Source organism: Nocardioides sp. 31GB23, from assembly GCF_040012395.1.
GTDB lineage: Bacteria > Actinomycetota > Actinomycetes > Propionibacteriales > Nocardioidaceae > Nocardioides > Nocardioides salarius.
The window spans coordinates 16,094-33,713 of sequence record NZ_JBDYKJ010000012.1 but is presented as its reverse complement, the minus strand read 5'-3'; the positions used below and the strand labels follow the sequence as shown (position 1 = coordinate 33,713).

The window sequence follows — 17,620 nt, the reverse complement described above, 5'->3', positions numbered from 1 at the left end:
CCCCCGCCAGCGACGCCTCGTCATCCCCGTGGCCCTCGGCGCGCTGCTGCTGATCGTCGTCATCGCCTCGCTGGTCTGAGGAGCACCATGAGCGAGCCCCTGCTCCGCGGCCTGGCCCGGATGCGCAGCCACCTGCTCGACTCGGACGCGCTCGTGCGCGCGGTCGCCTCCGGGCGGCAGAAGGGCGGCACGCCGCAGTGGCGCCGCGTCGAGCTGCGCTACGTCGACCTCAAGGCCGGTCGCCACCTGCAGGTCACGTCGTACGACGAGCAGCAGGCGCACACCGCCAACCACGCCGTCGGCGAGCCGAGGCAGCCCAGCCCGGCCCGCGACGCCGTCGACGCGCTGCTCGACGAGCCCTTCGGCAACTGGCACGTCGAGACCACCACGCAGAGCCACCAGCTGCGGGTGACCAAGAAGGGCGAGGCGCTGGTGCACACCAGCGACCGCAAGGAGGCGCTCGAGGCCAGCCGCGGGCACGACCGCGGCAAGGAGCGGCTGCTGCCCGAGGACGACCCGCTCTTCCGCGAGCTCGGCCTCACCGACGCCCAGGGCCGGCTCAAGCCGAGCCGCCAGGCGAAGTACCGCCAGGTCGAGGAGTTCCTGCGCCTTCTCGACACCACGGTCGTCGAGGCCGTCGAGAAGGGCCACCTGCGCCGGCCCACCGAGGCCGAGCCGCTGCGCGTGGTCGACCTGGGCTGCGGCAACGCCTACCTGACCTTCGCCGCGCACCGCTACCTCTCCCACGTGCGCTCGCTGCCGGTGGCGATCACCGGCGTCGACGTCAAGGAGCAGTCGCGCGAGCACAACAGCGCCGTGGCCGGCCGCCTCGGCGCCGACGCCAGCTTCGTCGTCGGCACCATCGCCGACGCACAGGTCGACCCCGCCCCCGAGGTGGTGCTGGCCCTGCACGCCTGCGACACCGCCACCGACGAGGCGCTGGCCCGCGCCGTGGCCTGGGGCGCGCCCGTCGTGCTCGCGGCGCCCTGCTGCCACCACGACGTCGCCGCCCAGCTGCGCCGCGCGCCCACGCCGTCGCCGTACGCCGCGCTGACCCGGCACGGCATCCTGCGCGAGCGCTTCGCCGACACCCTCACCGACGCGCTGCGCGCCTCGCTGATGCGCCTGGCCGGCTACAAGGTCGACGTGGTGCAGTTCGTGGAGAGCCAGCACACCCCGCGCAACACCCTGCTGCGCGCCACCCGCACCGGCTCGCCGGTGCGCGGCGGCACGCTGCGCACGGAGTACGACGACCTGGTCGCCACCTGGGGCCTCACGCCCCGGCTGGCGGTGCTCCTCGGCCAGGACCAGCAGCAGGACCAGCAGGATGCGGGTGCCTGACCGGCTGCGGGGGCCGCTGGTCGCCCTCGCCCTGGCCGCCCCCTTCGCGGTGGGGCTGGCCGCGCACGCCGCCGGCGGCGACGACGCCGAGGTCGTGCTCACCTTCGCCGACCCCGAGATCCTGGAGTCCAGCGGGCTGGTGGCCGCCGAGGGGCTGCTCCTGACCACCAACGACTCCGGCGACAGCGGCCGGGTCTTCGCCGTCGGGCCCGAGGGCCGCACCGTCGGGGTCACCACGTGGGCCGACGAGCCCACCGACGTCGAGGCCCTGGCCCCGGCCGGACCCGGGCAGGTGTGGGTCGGCGACATCGGCGACAACCCGGGCTCGCGCGGCTCGGTCACGGTGGCGCGGGTGCCCGTGGGACGCGGCGTGATCGACGCGCGCACCGAGGCCGCGGGAGCGACGTACGAGCTGGTCTACCCGGGCGGTGCCCGTGACGCCGAGACGCTGCTGAGCCACCCGCGCACCGGGCGGCTCTACGTGGCCTCCAAGAGCTTCTTCGGCGGCGCCCTCTACGAGGCGCCGGCCCGGCTCGACCCCGACGCGCCCAACGAGCTGCGCGAGGTCGGCGGCGTGCTGCCGATCGCCACCGACGGGGCGTTCTGGCCCGACGGCCGCCACCTCGTGGTCCGTGGCTACGCCGACGCGGTGGTCTACGCGTGGCCCTCGCTGGCCGAGGTCGGCGAGCTCGAGCTGCCCGACCAGCAGCAGGGCGAGGGCATCGCCGTGACCGACGACGGCCGGGTGCTGGTGAGCACCGAGGGCCAGTTCACCGACGTGCTCGAGGTGCCGCTGCCGGCCGACCTCGAAGAAGCGCTCGCGCCCGAGGCGGAGCCGGAGCCCACCCCCGAGGCGGCGCCGGAGCAGCCGGGGCAGCCGGACGCCGAGCCGGTCGACCGGGCCCAGGACGAGAGCCTGCGCACGGTCCCGCTGGCCTGGCTGCTGGGCGCGCTCACCGCCGTGGTGCTGGCCACGCTGCTGCTCGCCCGCGCCGTGCGCCGCCGCTGACGCGGGCCGTCACACGTGCGGGTGGTACGGCGCGGCCGTCGCGCTGGCTACCTTCTGGCCCATGGTGCGGCTGCGCAGGACCTCTCCCGACCAGCCGGGCTGGACCCGGCGGCGTGCCGGGCGCGGGTTCGTCTACCTCGACGCGGGCGGTGAGCGCCTGCCCGACGAGGACGCCCAGCGGGTCCGCGACCTCGTCATCCCGCCGGCGTGGAAGGACGTGTGGGTGACCCCGCACGAGAACGGCCACCTGCAGGCCGTCGGCACCGACGACGCCGGTCGCCGCCAGTACCTCTACCACCCCGCGTGGCGCGAGAAGCGCGACGCGGAGAAGTTCGACCGGATGCTCGAGTTCGGCAAGGGGCTGACCCGGGCCCGCGAGCTGGTGGTCAAGGACCTGGGCACGGAGGGGATGCCGCTGGAGCGCGCGTGCGCCGCGGCGGTGCGCCTGCTCGACCTGGGCTACTTCCGCATCGGCAACGACGTCTACGCCGACGAGAACGGCTCCTTCGGGCTGACCACGCTCGAGCGCCGGCACGTGCGCCGCCGCCAGGACCGGCTGGTCTTCACCTTCACCGGCAAGTCGGGGGTCGACCACCGCATCGAGATCGACGACGCCACCGTCATCGAGGCGCTCGAGGTCATGCGCCGCCGCCGCGGGGGAGACCTGCGGCTGCTGTCCTACAAGCAGGGCCGGTCGTGGCGCAGCGTGCTGCCCGACCTGGTCAACGAGTACGTGCGCGCCTCGACCGGGCTCGAGGCCACCGCCAAGGACTTCCGCACCTGGCACGCGACGGTGCTGGCCGCCGCGGCCCTCGCCGAGACCAGCGAGCACGGCGAGTCGGCGGCCTCGCGCAAGCGGGCGGTGGCCGGGGCGATGAAGGAGGTCTCCGGCTTCCTGGGCAACACCCCCACCCTGGCGCGGTCCTCGTACGTCGACCCGCGGGTCGTCGAGGCCTACGAGGAGGGCCGCACCATCGCGGGCACCACCCGCCTCCACCACGACACCCCCGACCAGCGGCAGGCCGCGCTCGAGCGCGCGACCCTGCGGCTGATCCGCGACTCCTGAGGAGGGGCATGCAGATCACCGTCGTGCGCGACGACATCACCACCCAGGCCGTCGACGCGGTCGTCAACGCCGCCAACCGCCGGATGCGCGGCGGCGGCGGGGTCGACGGCGCGATCCACGCCGCAGGCGGCCCCGCGGTGCTCGAGGACTGCCGGCGCCGCTTCCCCGACGGCCTGGCCACGGGCGACGCCGGCTGGACCACCGCCGGCGAGCTGCCGGCACGGTGGGTGGTGCACGTCGTCGGCCCCGACCGCACCGCGGGCGAGACCGACCGCCGGCTGCTGGTCTCGTGCTACGCCCGGGCCCTGGAGGTGGCCGACGAGCTCGGCGCCCGCAGCCTGGCGCTGCCGCTGGTCGGCGCGGGCGTCTACGGCTGGTCGGCCTCCGACTCGGTCACCGCCGCGCTCGAGGTGCTGCGCACCTGCGACTCCGGGCTCGAGGAGGCCCGCTTCGTGGCGTTCGGCCAGGCGGCCTACGACGTGGTCAGCGCGGCCCTGTAGGGCTCGCGGCGATCCGGAAGCCCTGGTTGCCGCTCGCGCTGTCGGGGGTGTTCGAGGTCCGCGCGCCCACCCGGTAGCGGGTGCAGTACGACGCGTGGCACAGGTAGGAGCCACCGCGCATGACCCGCTGGCCCGGGGCCCCGGGGCGGTCCCACACCTCGTTGACCCACTCCCAGACGTTGCCGGCCATGTCGTGCAGCCCGTGGCCGTTGGGCGCGAACGCGGTCACCGGGGAGGTGCCGCGGTAGCCGTCGTCGGCGGTGTTGCGGCTCGGGAAGGCGCCCTGCCAGATGTTGCAGCGGTGCTCGCCGCCGGGGGTCAGCTCGTCGCCCCACGGGTAGCGCGCCTGCTCCAGCCCGCCGCGCGCGGCGTACTCCCACTCGGCCTCGGTGGGCAGGCGCGCGCCCGCCCACGCGGCGTACGCCGCCGCGTCGTGGAAGGACACGTGCACGACGGGGTGGTCGCCGCGCCCGGCCAGGTCGCTGCCGGGGCCCTCGGGGGAGCGCCAGGTCGCGCCGTCGACGCCGCACCACCACGGGGTGCCGGGCACCCGCGGCGAGACCTTGCGCAGCGGCCCGGGCAGGAACCCCGCGAAGACGAACGACCAGCCCAGCCGCTCGGACTCGGTGACCCAGCCGGTGGCGTCGACGAACGCGGCGTACTCGTCGTTGGTGACGCTGGTGCGCCCGATCGCGAACGGGGCGACCTGGACGGGGCGCACCGGGCCCTCGTGGTCGTCCGGGGAGCCCTCGGGGTCCTCGCTGCCCATGGCGAAGATGCCGCCGGGCAGGTCGACGAGCGCCGGCAGCGCGGGCGCGGCGCCGGCGCTGGCTGGCGCCGGCGGCGGGGGTGCGGCCGCATCGGGGGGACCGCCGGGACGGCCGGGGCTGCAGCAGGACGACATGACAGGTCACAATCTACCGGGGCCGCAGTGGCCCGGGCCGTGGCGGAGGAGGACACGTGGGGCAGGCAGAGGACCGCTGGCCGGGGTGGGTCTACGACGAGGGCGTCGAGCCCGACCCGCGCTTCAGCTTCGCCAACGAGCGCACGTTCCTGGCCTGGATCCGCACCGCGCTGGCGCTGGTGGCCGCGGGCGTGGCGGTCGACGTGATCGACCTCGACGCCTCCGCCGCGCTGCAGCGCGCGCTGGCGACCGTGCTCGTCGTCGCCGGCCTGGCCTGCGCGGTGCTGGCGTGGGTGCGCTGGGCGCGCTCGGAGCGGGCGATGCGCCGCGGCGTCCCGCTGCCGTCGGGCGGTGCCGCGGCGGCGCTGGCGGGCGCGGTCGTGGTGGCCGCCGGCGTGCTGGTCCTCGTGCTGTGAGCCCGGTCGCCGGTCGACCGGAGCCGCCGGGGCTGGCCAACGAGCGCACCGCCCTGGCCTGGCAGCGAACGGCGCTCTCCGTCGTGGTCGCGGCGCTGGTGGTGGCTCGTCTCACCATCGGCCGGGTCGGTCTGGGCGTGGTGCTGCTGGGGGCCGCCGGTGCCGTGCTGGGCGGGTGGGTGGCGCTCGAGGGGCTGGCGCGCTACCGCGCACGCCACGGTGAGCCGAGGCCCGGCCCCGGCCGGGGTGGCCGGGCGACGCTGCTGCTGACCGGCACCGTCGTGCTGGTGGCGCTCACCGAGCTCGCCGCGCTGCTGCTCGGCTGAGCCCGCCCGACCTCAGAGTCGCTCGACGACCCAGTCGACGCAGCGGGTGAGCGCGACGACGTCGTCGGGGTCGACCGCGGGGAACATGCCCACCCGCAGCTGGTTGCGGCCCAGGCTGCGGTAGGGCTCGACGTCGACGACGCCGTTGGCGCGCAGCACCGACCTGACGGTGGCGCCGGGCACCGCGTCGTCGAGGTCGACGGTGCCGACCACCAGCGAGCGGTGGGAGGGGTCGGTGACGAACGGGCTGGCCCAGGCCCGCTGCTCGGCCCAGGCGTAGAGGTGCTGCGACGAGCGGGTGGTGCGCTCGACGGCCGCGGGCAGCCCGCCCAGGCCGTTGAGCCGGTCGAGCTGCTCGGCGAGCAGGAACAGGGTGGCCACGGCCGGGGTGTTGTAGGTCTGCTGCTTGCGCGAGTTGTCGATGGCGGTCGGCAGGTCGAGGAAGGCCGGCACGTAGCGCTCCGAGGCCGCGATCCGCCCGGCCCGCTCGAGCGCCGCGGGCGACATGACGGCGACCCACAGCCCGCCGTCGGAGGCCAGGCCCTTCTGGGGGGCGAAGTAGTAGACGTCGGTGTGGCGGAGGTCGACGGGCAGCCCGCCGGCCCCCGATGTCGCGTCGACCAGCACCAGGGCGCCCGGGTCGGTCCCCTCGGGCCGCACGACGGGCGCCATCACACCGGTGGAGGTCTCGTTGTGCGCCCAGGCGTAGGCGTCTACGCCGGCCTCCGCGAGCGGCTCGGCGAGGGAGCCCGCGGGGGCGCTGCGCACCGACGGCTCCTCCAGCCAGGGCGCGCCGGCGACCGCGGTGGCGAACTTGGAGGTGAACTCGCCGTAGGTCAGGTGCTGGCTGCGCCGCTCGACCAGCCCGTGGGTGGCGACGTCCCAGAAGGCGGTCGAGCCGCCGTTGCCCAGCACCACCTCGTGGTCCTCGGGCACGTCGAGCAGGGCGCGCACGCCCTCGACCACCCGGCCCACCAGCGAGCGCACCGGTGCCTGCCGGTGCGAGGTGCCCATCAGCGTCGCCCCGGTCGCGGCGAGCGCGTCGAGGTGGGCGGTGGGCACCTTCGAGGGCCCGGAGCCGAAGCGGCCGTCGCCGGGCAGCAGGTCGTCGGGGATGCGCAGGTCCACCACGGGGTCGCTCACAGGACCTATTGTCCCTGCTGACCGCACGCTGCCCGCAACGGGTGGTGGCAGCGGCGGCCCGAGGCGAGGAGCCGTGATGACGAGGAACGACCTGCCCGACACCGCGCGCACCCGCATCGGGCTGCGCGTCCTGGGGGGCGTGCTGCTGCTGGTCGGCGGTGCGGTCTTCGCCTGGGGCATCACCACCGTCTTCGGCTACGACGGCTACGACTCGCCGCCGGGCCTGGCCATCGCCGCCTTCCTCGGTGGCATGCCGGTCGCGGTCGTCGGCCTGGGCATGCTCAACGCGAGCACCATCGGTGCGCAGTCGCGCTACGTCGCGGGCGAGACGATGCCCACGCTCAAGCAGTCGGCGGCCTACCTCTCCGACGGGGAGGGCATCATGGGCGTCGGACGCACGGTCGACGACCGGGAGCGCGGCACCGCTGCCGCCGGCGGCCCGTACTGCCGCTCGTGCGGGGTGCGCAACGACGAGGACGCGAGGTTCTGTGACGGGTGTGGCGCGTCCCTCGCCTGAGGGCACCTTCGAGCTGGAGCGGGTCGGCTTCGCGCACCCCGACGTGACGCGGTTGGTCACCGAGGTCCAGGCGTTCTACACCGAGCGCTACGGCGGACCCGACGAGACGCCGCTCGACCCCGCGATGTTCGAGCCGCCCACCGGCAGCTTCTACGTCGGCCGGCTCGACGGCGAGCCGGTCGCGACCGGGGCGTGGCGGCGCAGCGACGTGGTCACCTTCCCCGGCCTGGTCACGGTCGAGGTCAAGCGCATGTACGTCGCCCCGCGGGCCCAGCGGCGCGGCCTCGCGCGGCGCATCCTCGCCCACCTCGAGCGCAGCGCCGCCGAGAGCGGAGCCCGGGCCGTGGTGCTCGAGACCGGCACCATGCAGCCGGAGGCGATCGCGCTCTACACGTCCTCGGGCTACGAGCCGGTGCCGGGCTTCGGGTTCTACAAGGACGCACCGCTCTCGCGGTGCTTCGGCAAGCTGCTCTGACGCGCCCGGCCGGACCTCACCCGTCGGGGGCGTACCCCGGCGGCGGGCGGGTCGTTGAGGGAGCATGAGCAGCACCACCGACCTCCCCCAGCAGCCCCACCAGATCGTGGCGGGTGCGCTCGAGCGCCTGTCCGAGGCGTTCGGTGCCCGCGACGTGGAGGCCGCGGTCGACTGCTTCTCGCCCGACGGTGCCGTCTACGGCGACGACCTCGGGGAGCACGCGCACGGCGCCGAGGAGCTGCGGCCCTTCCTGGCCGAGCTCTTCGAGGAGGCCTTCACGATCACCTGGGAGACCGGGGCGACGGGGGAGACGGGGGAGAGCGGCGGGACCTGGTCGCGGCGCCGCGGCGACGTGCTGTGGTTCGTCTCCGAGGCCGAGGCCGTCCTCGACTACCCCGACGGGCTGCGCGAGCGGGTGCGCTTCCAGCTCTCCGGCATCCTCAGCGCCACCGACGGCCGCTGGCGCTTCGAGCTGTTCAACGGCGCCCAGCCGGTCTCGCCCAGCCGCGAGCTGCTGGTCAGGGCCGGCTGATCAGGGGGCGAGGCTGACGACGGCGTACCGCTCGTCGTCGATGCGCTTGCCCCACAGCTGCGGGTCGGGCAGCGGGTGCACCGAGCCGGTGCGCCCGACGGCGCCCAGCGCCGCCACGACCTCCTGAGCGGTCAGCCCGCCGCGGGTGCCGTCGCCCTGCGACCAGTAGCCCTCGACCAGCACCAGGCGCCCCTCGGGGGCGAGCAGCGCCGACCAGCGCCGCAGCGCCTCGACGGGGTCGGGCATGGCCCACAGCACGTGGCGCGACAGCACCACGTCGTAGTCGCCGGGGGCCAGGGGCGGGTCGTAGGCGTCGGCCTCGGTGACGTTGACGTCGGGCTCGTGGGCGGTCTTGGTCAGCGCCCGCTCCACCATCTCGGGGGAGAAGTCGATCCCGTCGACGGCGTGGCCGTGCTCGGCGAGCAGCAGCGCCAGCGTGCCGGTGCCGCAGCCGAGGTCGGCGACCCGGCTCGCGGGCGGGGGGAGCAGGTCGTGCATCAGCCGCGACCAGGCAGCGCGCACCGCAGGGTCGAGCAGGCCGTGGTCGGCGGCGAGGTCGAAGCCGGGGGCCTCGGCGTCCCATAGTCGGACAGCATCGCGGCTGGTCATGGCCGACGACCCTAGGCCATCGCCACCCCTTCGGGCGAGCGGTGCCGGGGAGTGGGTCCGGCCGGTGCGGACGGGTAGACAGGGACGATGAGCGATGACGCCGATGCCCTGACCCGTGCCGAGCTGATGCAGCGCGCCCGCGACGCCGACGTGGCCGGCCGGTCCACGATGACCAAGGAGCAGCTGGCGCAGGCGGTGGGGGCCGGCACGCAGACCGGCTCACGGGTCGAGGCCTTCCGCTCCCTGGCGCTGCAGCGGGCGCGCGGCGAGATGGTCTTCCTGCCCCGCCACCTCAGCGGCCTGGAGCGCCGCCGCCACGTGCGCCAGACGATCCGCGAGGACCACGAGACCCGGATCTCCAGCCGCAGCCAGGACGCGGAGGAGAAGTTCGAGAAGCTGCACGACTCGTTGTTCTCGTTCTTCCGCGGCACCTGCCTGCTGTTCTACCGCGACCTGGCCGGCGAGGACGCCTGGATGCCGACGGTGCTGACCCTGGGCGACGTGCACCCGGAGAACTTCGGGGTGATGCCCAGCGCCGACGACGTGCCGATCTTCGGCGTCAACGACTTCGACGAGGCCTACTACGCGCCGTTCACCTGGGACCTCAAGCGCGGCGCCACCGGCTTCGTCATCGCCGCGCAGGAGGAGGGCGGCCACGGGCGCAAGCAGCAGCGCAGGATCGCCGCCGCGTTCGTGCGGGGCTACGTCGAGGCGATGCGCGGCTACGCCACCGACGCCACCGAGCAGCAGGGCCAGATGCGCGAGGACAACGCGCCGAAGATCATCCGCCGGCTCTTCGAGTCTGCCAGGGAGGAGCGCGACGGCTGGCTGGCGCGCAAGTACCACGACGAGTACCGCCGCGGCTTCCGCGCCGACGACGAGCACGTGCCGGTGACCTCGCGGGTGCCGGAGTTCCAGGAGGCGCTCGAGCGCTTCGTGCGGGAGAACGACATCGAGGTGCCGGCGCGGGCCGGCTCGATGCGGGTCAAGGACGTGTGCCAGCGACTCGGGCAGGGCACCGCCTCGCTGGGCCTGCCGCGCTACTACCTGATGGTCGAGGGCCCCAACGCCGACGGCACCGACGACCTGCTGCTCGAGCTCAAGCAGGCACGGCGCTCGGCGCTGGCCGGGCTGGTGCCGCCCTCGGAGTACGTCGTCGACGGCAACGCCGACCGGATCTCGCACGCCCAGGGCGTGCACCTGGTGCGCGGCGACCGGTTCTACGGGGCCGTCGAGATGGACGGGCTGAGCTTCATGGTGCGCGAGCGCTCGCCGTACCGCGACGACATCGACCTCGACGAGCTCTCCGACAAGCAGTGGCGCAGGTACGCCGCCATCTGCGGCGCCTCGCTCGCGCAGTCGCACGCGCTCTCCGACGAGGCGGGCCTGGTCGACCACGACATCGAGCCCGACGTGCTGGAGGCGATCGGCCCCGAGGAGCTGTTCGTGCAGGACATCGTGGAGTACGCCGCCGAGGCGGCCGACCGGGTGCGGGCCGACCACCGGCACTTCCGCTCCGACCAGGAGCTGGGGGCCTTCGCGATGGTCGACCGCGTCTTCCGCTGAGGGGTGCTCCGGGCCGGCCCGCGAGGGCGGGCCGGCCGGAGCGGGGGCTCAGGCGCCCCAGGCCTCCTGCCAGCCCTCGATCTCCGAGGCCGGACGCGAGCCCGGGCCGGTGTAGACCGCGGAGGGGCGGATCAGGCGACCGGTGCGCTTCTGCTCCAGGATGTGCGCCGACCAGCCGCCGGTGCGCGCGCAGGTGAACATCGAGGTGAACATGTTGGCCGGCACCTCGGCGAAGTCGAGGACGATCGCGGCCCAGAACTCCACGTTGGTCTCGAGCACGCGGTCGGGGCGGCGCTCGCGCAGCTCCTTGAGGGCCGCCTGCTCGAGGGCCTCGGCGACGGCGTAGCGCGGCGCGTCGAGCTCCTTGGCGGTGCGGCGCAGCACCCGGGCACGGGGGTCCTCGGCGCGGTAGACGCGGTGGCCGAAGCCCATCAGCCGCTCGCCGCGGTCGAGCAGGCCCTTGACGTAGGCCTCGGCGTCGCCGGACTCCTCGACGTCGGAGATCATCCCGAGCACGCGGCTCGGGGCGCCGCCGTGCAGCGGGCCCGACATCGCGCCGATGGCGCCGGAGAAGGCGGCGGCCACGTCGGCACCGGTGGAGGTGATGACGCGGGCGGTGAAGGTGGAGGCGTTCATGCCGTGCTCGGCCGCGCTGCTCCAGTAGGCGTCGATGGCCTTGACGTGCTTGGGGTCGGCCTCGCCCTTCCAGCGGATCAGGAACTTCTCGGCGAGGGTCGCGCCCTCGTCGACCTCCTTCTGGGGCACGACGGCCTTGTTGAGACCGCGCGCCGACTGGGCGGCGTACGACAGGACCATGACGGCCAGGCGCCCGATGTCGTCGCGGGCCTGCTCGTCGGAGATGTCGTAGGTCTGGCCGAAGCCGAAGGCCGGCGCGAGCATCGCGACCGCGGCCTGCACGTCGACGCGGACGTCACCGGTGTGCACCGGCAGGTTGAAGGGCTCGGCCGGGGCCAGGCCCGGGGTGTAGGCACCGTCGATCAGCAGGCCCCAGACGTTCTCGAAGGGGACCCGGCCGACGATGTCCTCGATGTCGACGCCGCGGTAGCGGAGCGCGGACCCCTCCTTGTCGGGCTCGGCGATCTCCGTCTCGAAGGCGACGACGCCCTCCAGCCCGTGGTGTACCTCGGTCATCGCATGACTCCTGTGTCGTGTGCGGCTGCGTCCAAACCGTCGCATTGTGTCAGTGATGCTGCCCGCGCGGCACGCGGCGGTCCAGGACCCCGCGGGGTGGTCGCCCGCTGGCTACCGTGAGGACCATGCCCGAGCCCACCGACGTGACGTCCCCGCAGCTGCGCGCCCTGCGCCAGGAGTACGCCGCCGCCGGCCTCACCGAGGCCGGGCTCGCCCCCGACCCGTGGACCATGTTCGGGCGCTGGTTCGACGAGGCGCGGGCGGGCGGGCTGCACGAGCCCAACGCGGTCGTGGTGGCCACCGCCTCCGCCGACGGCGCGCCCTCCGCGCGCACGGTGCTGCTCAAGGGGCTCGACGACGGGGCCGGGCGGCAGGGCTTCGTCTTCTACACCAACCACGGCTCGCGCAAGGGCGCCGACCTCGAGGCCAACCCCCGCGCCGCGCTGCTCTTCCCGTGGCACCCGCTCGAGCGGCAGGTGCGCGTCGACGGCGTCGTCGAGCGGCTCTCGCGCGAGCTGGTCGCCGCCTACTTCGCCGAGCGCCCGCGCGGCTCGCAGCTCGGTGCCTGGGCCTCGGCCCAGTCCTCGCCGGTCGCCGGCCGCGAGGAGCTCGAGGCGGCGTACGCCGCGGCCGAGCAGCGCTTCGCCGGTGCCCCCGTGCCGGTGCCCGACGGCTGGGGCGGCTACGTCGTGCTGCCCGAGGCCGTGGAGTTCTGGCAGGGCCGGCCCAGCCGCCTGCACGACCGGCTGGTCTACCGCCGCTCGGACGCCGGGTGGTCGGTGGAGCGGCTGGCGCCCTGACCGGTCGTGGTCTGGGTCGTGGTCTGGGTCGTGGCCCCTGGCCGCGGCATGGCGCGTCCCCAGGCACACGACCGGGTCGCCGAGCAGCCGCAGCAGACCGGAGCGAGCCCCCGCCGCGGTGCTGGCCCGGGGTCGTACCCGGCTGGCACCCTGGGCCCATGGTCTCGGATCTGCGTCGCTGCCGGAATGGTCACGAGGTGCCCGGCGCCGCCTCCCTCTGCCCCATGTGCGGCGACGGAGGGTCGTTGCGCGACGCGGAAGGCTCCGGAGACAAGCCCATCAGGGGCTGGGTCTGGGTGGTGGTCGGGCTGCTCGTCACCGGCCTCGGCCGGTTGATGTGGTTCGGGGCCGGGCCGGAGGACAGCGGGGAGGCGCTCGTCGGTGGTCTGCTCTGGATCCTCGGGATCGTCGTGGCCGGTGTCGGCGTCGTCGCCGAGGGCGTGCTGGTGGGGATGCGCCGGTGGCAGCACGAGAGCGGTCGTCCAGCGCGGTGACGTGGTGACCTGGGAGACGCACCCGGTCACCCCCGACCGGTTCGAGGACTTCGCCGACGTCGTCAACCCGAACCGGCGCGCCTCGCACTGCTGGTGCCTGTCGCACCGGCTCCCTTCCTTCCAGGTCGAGGAGCTGGGCCGGGGCAGCCGTGAGCGGGCGATGCGGTCGCTGTGCGAGCGCGAGCACCCGCCGGGCGTGGTCACCTACCGCGACGGCGAGCCCGTGGGTTGGTGCAGCATCGGTCCCCGCGTCGACAACCCCAAGCTGGCCGCGTCGAGGCTGATCAGGCCCGTGGACGACCTGCCCGTGTGGAGCATCATCTGCGTCGTCGTACGAGGTGGTCACCGCCGGCAGGGGGTGACGACACCGCTGCTCGAGGGCGCGGTGGCCTGGGCGGCGTCCGAGGGGGCGCCGGCCGTCGAGGCCTACCCGGTCGACCCGGTGGGGGAGCAGATGGACCTGACGATGGCCTTCGTCGGCACCCGGGCGATGTTCGAGAAGGTGGGCTTCGAGGTCGTCGGCACGACGGCCGCCGTGGCCAGCCGGATGCCGCGCCTCGTGGTGCGGCGCGACCTGCGTTGAGGGGGAGGAGGTCCCGGCGTCCGTCGTCGGTCCGCAGTGGGCCGTCGGTGGCTCCTGGTGGCCATCCACAAGGACCGATCACCCCTGACTAGAACACCAGCTCGAGTAAAGTCGGGGGTATGCAGACGCCGCTGGACGACCTGAGCGAGGCCGAGGTCCTCGACCGGGCCTCAGCCTGCGCGCGCTCCGTCCGCGAGGCCGAGGTGGAGCTGCTGGTCCTCGCCCAGCACTGGGCGGTGATGCACTCCGCGGAGCGGCTCGACCCCCAGCAGCGGCGCCGGCCCGGGCGCGAGCAGGCCCGCCGCTACGGCGGCGAGGGGGTCGCGGAGGTCACCGAGTTCGCCGCCGCCGAGCTCGGCGCCCGCATCGGGCTCACCACCTGGGCCGCGGCCCGCCTGATCGGCGACGCCCAGGACCTCCACCACCGCCACCCCGCGCTGTGGGCGCGCGTGCAGGCCCTCGAGGTCCGGGCCTCCTACGCCCGCCACGTGGTCACCAAGACCCGCGAGCTCTCCCGCGCCGAGGCCGCCCACGTCGACGCCGAGGTCGCCGAGTCGGCCGACGGGCGCATCCCCTGGACCCGCTTCGAGGCGCTCGTGGCCGGCAAGGTCGCCTCCGCCGCCCCCGCGATCGCCCGCGAGAAGGAAGAGCGCGCCAAGAAGGCCCGCTTCGCCAAGATCATCGGGCGACCCGAGCACGGCGTGGCCTCCTTCCTCATCCGCGCCGACGTCGCCACCATCACCCGCATCGACCGCGCCGTCACCGCGCACGCCACGACGCTCCAGGCGGCACTGCCCGACGAGCCCGGCGCCCTGCGCGAGGACGACGGCCCGCACCGACGAACGCAGCGTCACCATCGACGACCGCCGCGTCCTGGCCGCCCTCCAGCTCACCACCGGCACCACCGAGCCCGGCGCTGCGGACACGGGGCCGCGGGTCGACCTGGTGGTCCACCTCGACGGCCGCGACCAGGTCGAGCTCGACGAGCACGGCCACCCCCTCGAGCCGGTCGCTCGCCTCGAGGGCCACGGCCCCGTCACCCGCGCCTGGGTCCGCGACACCCTCGGCCCCCACGCCCGCTTCACCATCCGCCCCGTCCTCGACCTGGCCCACCAGGCCCCCGTCGACGCCTACGAGATCCCCGCCCGCCACCGCCGAGCCGTGCGCCTGCTCTCCCCGGCCGACACCTTCCCCTACGGCTCCTGCACCAGCGAGCACCTGCAGGTCGACCACACCGACCCCCACGGCCGGGGCGGTCCCAGCAAGATCGGGAACTACGGTCCGCTGACCACCAGCCACCACCGCCTCAAGACCCACGGGCAGTGGCAGGTCCGACAACCCTTCCCCGGCATCCACCTGTGGCGGGACCCCCACGGCGCCACCTACCTCGTCGACCACACCGGCACCCGACCCCTCGGCCAACAAGCAGGGGCCCCGCCGCCGCCACCGCGACGACCCACCAGCACCTTCGAGATCTACCGACCCGACATCCAGCTCGTCCTCGACCCCGCCGCCTGATCAGGGTGCTCGGCGCATGCCCAGCGACTCGGGTGCCGTCTTCTCGAAGCCCATCGATTCGTAGAGGCGGTGCCCCAGTCCCCGGCCCTGGTGCTCGGGGAGGGTCGCCATGTCGGCGATGTGGAAGTACCAGCCGCCGTCGCCGATGACTCGTCCTCGCGCAGGCGGCTGCCCCGCCCGCGACCAGCCGGTCACGGCGCCCGCACGTGGTGAGAAAACCTCTTGTCCCGCCCCGAGGCCCGGCGTACGGTTTTTCGCACACGGGAAAGGAGGTGGTCCGGAGAATGAGTTCTTCCAGGACGCGTGAGGTGGCTGCCCGCTAGCAGCCCCAGCAGGACGACGGGGCAGGAGTGCCCCTGACGCTGCTGGCGAATCCCAAGCAGCTGCCCGACCCGCAGGTGGCCCGGCTCCGTCCGCCGGGCACGGCCCTCGTCTCGAGGGTCACGCCTGCGGGTCGCTGCATGTCCGGACCCGTTCGCGGGTTGCTCGGGGAGGGCTCCGGGAATAAGGTTGCGCAAGTCAACCGTTAGTCCCAGCGTGAATCGAGAGTCCGTGACCCAGGCCCCCCACCCGACCGGCAGCCCCGGCGACACCGCAGCCGCCCCGGCGGAGTCCGAGGTGGCCATGACGCACCGCCAGGTGCTCGAGGCGCTGAGCGGACTGCTGCTGGCGATGTTCGTGGCCATGCTCTCGAGCACCGTGGTCACCAACGCGCTGCCGCGCATCGTGGCCGACCTCGACGGCACCCAGACCGGCTACACCTGGGTCGTGGTGGCCACCCTGTTGGCCATGACTGCCACCACGCCGGTGTGGGGCAAGCTCTCCGACCTCTTCAGCAAGAAGATGCTCGTGCAGCTGGCGCTGGTGATCTTCGCGATCGGCTCGCTCATCGCGGCGCTCGCGCCCAGCATGGAGGTGCTCATCGGCGCGCGCGTCGTGCAGGGCCTCGGTGTCGGCGGGCTGACCGCCCTGGTGCAGGTCGTGATCGCCAGCATGATCACGCCGCGCGAGCGCGGGCGCTACTCCGGCTACATCGGCGCCACCTTCGCCCTCGCCACGGTCTCGGGCCCGCTCATCGGCGGCCTGATCGTCGACTCCCCGCTCGGCTGGCGGGGCACCTTCTTCGTCGGCCTGCCCTTCGCCGTGGTGGCCTTCGTGCTGCTGCAGAAGACCCTGCGCCTGCCGGTCGTCAAGCGCGAGGTGCACATCGACTACACCGGCGCCACGCTCATCGTCGCCGGCGTCAGCCTGCTGCTGGTGTGGGTCAGCCTGGCCGGCAACCAGTTCGACTGGGTCTCGCCCGTCTCGGCACTGCTCGTCGTCGCCGGCCTCGTGGTCGTGGCCGCCGCGGTGTACGTCGAGGCCCGCGTGGCCGTCGAGCCGGTGGTGCCGCTGGGCCTCTTCCGCGACCGCACCATCGCCCTGGCCACCACGGCCTCGGTGCTGATCGGCGTGGCCATGTTCGGCTCCACCGTCTACCTGTCGCAGTACTTCCAGACCGCCCGCGGCATGAGCCCGACCCACGCGGGCCTGATGTCGATCTGCATGGTCGGTGGGCTGCTGGTCTCGAGCATCGTCTCGGGCAGGCGGATCACCACCACCGGGCGGTGGAAGCGCTGGCTGGTCTCGGGCATGGCCCTGACCGTGGCCGGCCTGGCCCTGCTCGGCACCATCGACGAGACCACCGACCTGCGCGTGGTCGGCCTCTTCATGGCGGTCCTGGGCGTCGGCCTGGGCGCCACCATGCAGAACCTGGTGCTGGCGGTGCAGAACAGCGTGCCGCTGAGCCAGCTCGGCGCGGCCAGCTCGGTCGTCGCGTTCTTCCGCTCCCTGGGCGGCTCGGTGGGCGTCTCCGTGCTCGGTGCGCTGCTGAGCACCCAGGTCGCCACCAAGGTCACCGCCGGGCTGAGCGACCTCGGCATCGAGGAGACCGGGCACAGCAGCCACGAGATCCCCGACCTCGCCACCCTGCCGGCCCCCGTGCGCGCGGTCTTCGAGCAGGCCTTCGGCGAGTCCTTCGGCCACATCTTCCTGGTCGCCACCCCGCTGGCGCTGCTGGCCCTGGTCTGCGTCGTGGCCATCCGCGAGGTGCCGCTGCGCACCACCCACGACATGGTCCCGGTCGCGCCCGCCGACTCCGCGCCCGAGGCCACCGCCGACCTGGTCGAGGACGCCGAGGGCGTCGACACCCGGGCGGCGGCTACGCTGCCGCCACGATGACCGCCTCACGAGCAGAGTCCCTCATGCGCCTGGAGCAAGAGGTGGGCGTGATGATCCGCCGCGTGAAGCGGGTGATCGGGGAGCGTGCCCACGCCGTGCACCCCGATCTGCAGCCGGCGTCGTACCTGATGCTGGCCTACCTGGGCCAGCACGGCCCGATGCGGGCCTCGGTCGCGGCCGAGATGTTCAACATCGACAAGGGCGCCATCAGCCGCCAGGTCGCCCACCTCGTCGACCTCGGCCTCGTCGAGCGCACCCAGGATCCCGACGACGGCCGCGCCTCGCTCATCTCGGCCACCGCGTCGGCCGTCGAGCGGCTGACCGCGGTCGCCGAGCACCGGCGGCGCTGGCTCGACGAGCGGCTCGACGACTGGGACGCCGAGGAGCTCGAGGACTTCGCCCGCGTGCTGGGCCGCTACAACGAGGCCCTCAACCGCAGCTGAGGGCCC

The 17,620-nt window shown here is 74.3% G+C and carries 22 protein-coding genes; 16 read left to right on the top strand and 6 right to left on the bottom strand.

Translation table 11 applies throughout. The features are described from left to right. The first annotated feature begins 87 nt into the window (after positions 1-87). From ABKW28_RS05545 to ABKW28_RS05530, 4 genes are all read left to right on the top strand, one after another. A complete protein-coding gene (locus tag ABKW28_RS05545) occupies positions 88-1,341 on the top strand; it encodes an SAM-dependent methyltransferase (RefSeq protein WP_348607096.1) in 1,254 nt (417 codons plus the stop codon). Beyond that, entirely contained in the window at positions 1,334-2,350 is a 1,017-nt protein-coding gene (locus tag ABKW28_RS05540; protein WP_348607089.1) for a hypothetical protein, read from the top strand. The genes ABKW28_RS05545 and ABKW28_RS05540 overlap by 8 nt, the downstream gene beginning before the upstream one ends. A 61-nt stretch (positions 2,351-2,411) precedes the next feature. Continuing rightward, on the top strand, positions 2,412-3,416 hold the full coding sequence (locus ABKW28_RS05535; protein ID WP_348607086.1) for a DNA topoisomerase IB: 1,005 nt from the start codon (positions 2,412-2,414) through the stop codon (positions 3,414-3,416). Positions 3,417-3,424: 8 nt separating this feature from the next. Beyond that, entirely contained in the window at positions 3,425-3,916 is a 492-nt protein-coding gene (locus ABKW28_RS05530; RefSeq protein ID WP_193668627.1) for a macro domain-containing protein, read from the top strand. On the opposite strand, the gene ABKW28_RS05525 is transcribed toward ABKW28_RS05530, so the two are convergent. Next, positions 3,900-4,820: a formylglycine-generating enzyme family protein gene (locus ABKW28_RS05525; RefSeq protein WP_348607083.1), complete on the bottom strand. Its 921-nt coding sequence runs from the start codon at positions 4,818-4,820 to the stop codon at positions 3,900-3,902. The genes ABKW28_RS05530 and ABKW28_RS05525 overlap by 17 nt on opposite strands. A gap of 56 nt (positions 4,821-4,876) precedes the next feature. Between ABKW28_RS05525 and ABKW28_RS05520 the strand changes: the two genes are divergently transcribed. After that, complete coding sequence (locus ABKW28_RS05520; protein WP_193668625.1) at positions 4,877-5,236, top strand: DUF202 domain-containing protein; 360 nt, start codon at positions 4,877-4,879, stop codon at positions 5,234-5,236. Then, positions 5,233-5,562 (top strand): DUF202 domain-containing protein, encoded by a 330-nt coding sequence (locus ABKW28_RS05515; protein ID WP_348607080.1) that lies wholly within the window; start codon positions 5,233-5,235, stop codon positions 5,560-5,562. The genes ABKW28_RS05520 and ABKW28_RS05515 overlap by 4 nt, the downstream gene beginning before the upstream one ends. A gap of 12 nt (positions 5,563-5,574) precedes the next feature. On the opposite strand, the gene serC is transcribed toward ABKW28_RS05515, so the two are convergent. Continuing rightward, positions 5,575-6,705, bottom strand: a complete 1,131-nt coding sequence (serC, locus tag ABKW28_RS05510) for a phosphoserine transaminase (protein WP_348607077.1) — start codon at positions 6,703-6,705, stop codon at positions 5,575-5,577. Between the two features lie 76 nt (positions 6,706-6,781). On the opposite strand from serC, the gene ABKW28_RS05505 reads away from it, so the two are divergent. From ABKW28_RS05505 to ABKW28_RS05495, 3 genes are all read left to right on the top strand, one after another. Further along, positions 6,782-7,222: a zinc ribbon domain-containing protein gene (locus ABKW28_RS05505; protein ID WP_193668623.1), complete on the top strand. Its 441-nt coding sequence runs from the start codon at positions 6,782-6,784 to the stop codon at positions 7,220-7,222. Then, positions 7,203-7,697 carry a GNAT family N-acetyltransferase gene (locus ABKW28_RS05500; RefSeq protein ID WP_193668622.1) on the top strand — a complete coding sequence of 165 codons (495 nt, stop codon included), beginning with the start codon at positions 7,203-7,205 and terminating at the stop codon, positions 7,695-7,697. Before ABKW28_RS05505 ends, ABKW28_RS05500 begins: the two co-directional genes overlap by 20 nt. 64 nt (positions 7,698-7,761) lie before the next feature. Continuing rightward, positions 7,762-8,229: a nuclear transport factor 2 family protein gene (locus ABKW28_RS05495; RefSeq protein WP_348607074.1), complete on the top strand. Its 468-nt coding sequence runs from the start codon at positions 7,762-7,764 to the stop codon at positions 8,227-8,229. Here the strand turns inward: ABKW28_RS05495 and ABKW28_RS05490 are convergent, their stop codons facing one another. Next, positions 8,230-8,838, bottom strand: a complete 609-nt coding sequence (locus ABKW28_RS05490) for a class I SAM-dependent methyltransferase (protein ID WP_193668620.1) — start codon at positions 8,836-8,838, stop codon at positions 8,230-8,232. 87 nt (positions 8,839-8,925) lie between these two features. Between ABKW28_RS05490 and ABKW28_RS05485 the strand changes: the two genes are divergently transcribed. Then, positions 8,926-10,404: a DUF2252 family protein gene (locus ABKW28_RS05485; protein WP_348607071.1), complete on the top strand. Its 1,479-nt coding sequence runs from the start codon at positions 8,926-8,928 to the stop codon at positions 10,402-10,404. A gap of 48 nt (positions 10,405-10,452) precedes the next feature. Here ABKW28_RS05485 and ABKW28_RS05480 read toward each other — a convergent pair whose 3' ends face one another. Next, a complete protein-coding gene (locus tag ABKW28_RS05480) occupies positions 10,453-11,556 on the bottom strand; it encodes a citrate synthase 2 (RefSeq protein ID WP_348607068.1) in 1,104 nt (367 codons plus the stop codon). A 125-nt stretch (positions 11,557-11,681) separates the two neighbouring features. Here ABKW28_RS05480 and pdxH point away from each other — a divergent pair, with 125 nt between their 5' ends. From pdxH to ABKW28_RS05465, 3 genes are all read left to right on the top strand, one after another. Continuing rightward, positions 11,682-12,356 (top strand): pyridoxamine 5'-phosphate oxidase, encoded by a 675-nt coding sequence (pdxH, locus tag ABKW28_RS05475; RefSeq protein WP_348607065.1) that lies wholly within the window; start codon positions 11,682-11,684, stop codon positions 12,354-12,356. Between the two features lie 224 nt (positions 12,357-12,580). Further along, entirely contained in the window at positions 12,581-12,850 is a 270-nt protein-coding gene (locus ABKW28_RS05470; RefSeq protein ID WP_348607060.1) for a hypothetical protein, read from the top strand. Position 12,851: 1 nt separating this feature from the next. Then, positions 12,852-13,433: a GNAT family N-acetyltransferase gene (locus ABKW28_RS05465; protein ID WP_348607058.1), complete on the top strand. Its 582-nt coding sequence runs from the start codon at positions 12,852-12,854 to the stop codon at positions 13,431-13,433. Positions 13,434-13,603: 170 nt separating this feature from the next. Here ABKW28_RS05465 and ABKW28_RS05460 read toward each other — a convergent pair whose 3' ends face one another. After that, a complete protein-coding gene (locus ABKW28_RS05460) occupies positions 13,604-14,290 on the bottom strand; it encodes a hypothetical protein (protein ID WP_348607053.1) in 687 nt (228 codons plus the stop codon). Between the two features lie 88 nt (positions 14,291-14,378). Here ABKW28_RS05460 and ABKW28_RS05455 point away from each other — a divergent pair, with 88 nt between their 5' ends. Beyond that, a complete protein-coding gene (locus tag ABKW28_RS05455; protein WP_348607050.1) occupies positions 14,379-14,951 on the top strand; it encodes an HNH endonuclease signature motif containing protein in 573 nt (190 codons plus the stop codon). Here ABKW28_RS05455 and ABKW28_RS05450 read toward each other — a convergent pair whose 3' ends face one another. After that, on the bottom strand, positions 14,952-15,146 hold the full coding sequence (locus ABKW28_RS05450; RefSeq protein ID WP_348607047.1) for a GNAT family N-acetyltransferase: 195 nt from the start codon (positions 15,144-15,146) through the stop codon (positions 14,952-14,954). 357 nt (positions 15,147-15,503) lie between these two features. Here ABKW28_RS05450 and ABKW28_RS05445 point away from each other — a divergent pair, with 357 nt between their 5' ends. Both ABKW28_RS05445 and ABKW28_RS05440 read left to right on the top strand, forming a co-directional pair. Further along, complete coding sequence (locus ABKW28_RS05445) at positions 15,504-17,171, top strand: MDR family MFS transporter (RefSeq protein WP_348607044.1); 1,668 nt, start codon at positions 15,504-15,506, stop codon at positions 17,169-17,171. A gap of 23 nt (positions 17,172-17,194) precedes the next feature. After that, complete coding sequence (locus ABKW28_RS05440; protein ID WP_227491592.1) at positions 17,195-17,614, top strand: MarR family transcriptional regulator; 420 nt, start codon at positions 17,195-17,197, stop codon at positions 17,612-17,614. Positions 17,615-17,620 lie beyond the last annotated feature (6 nt).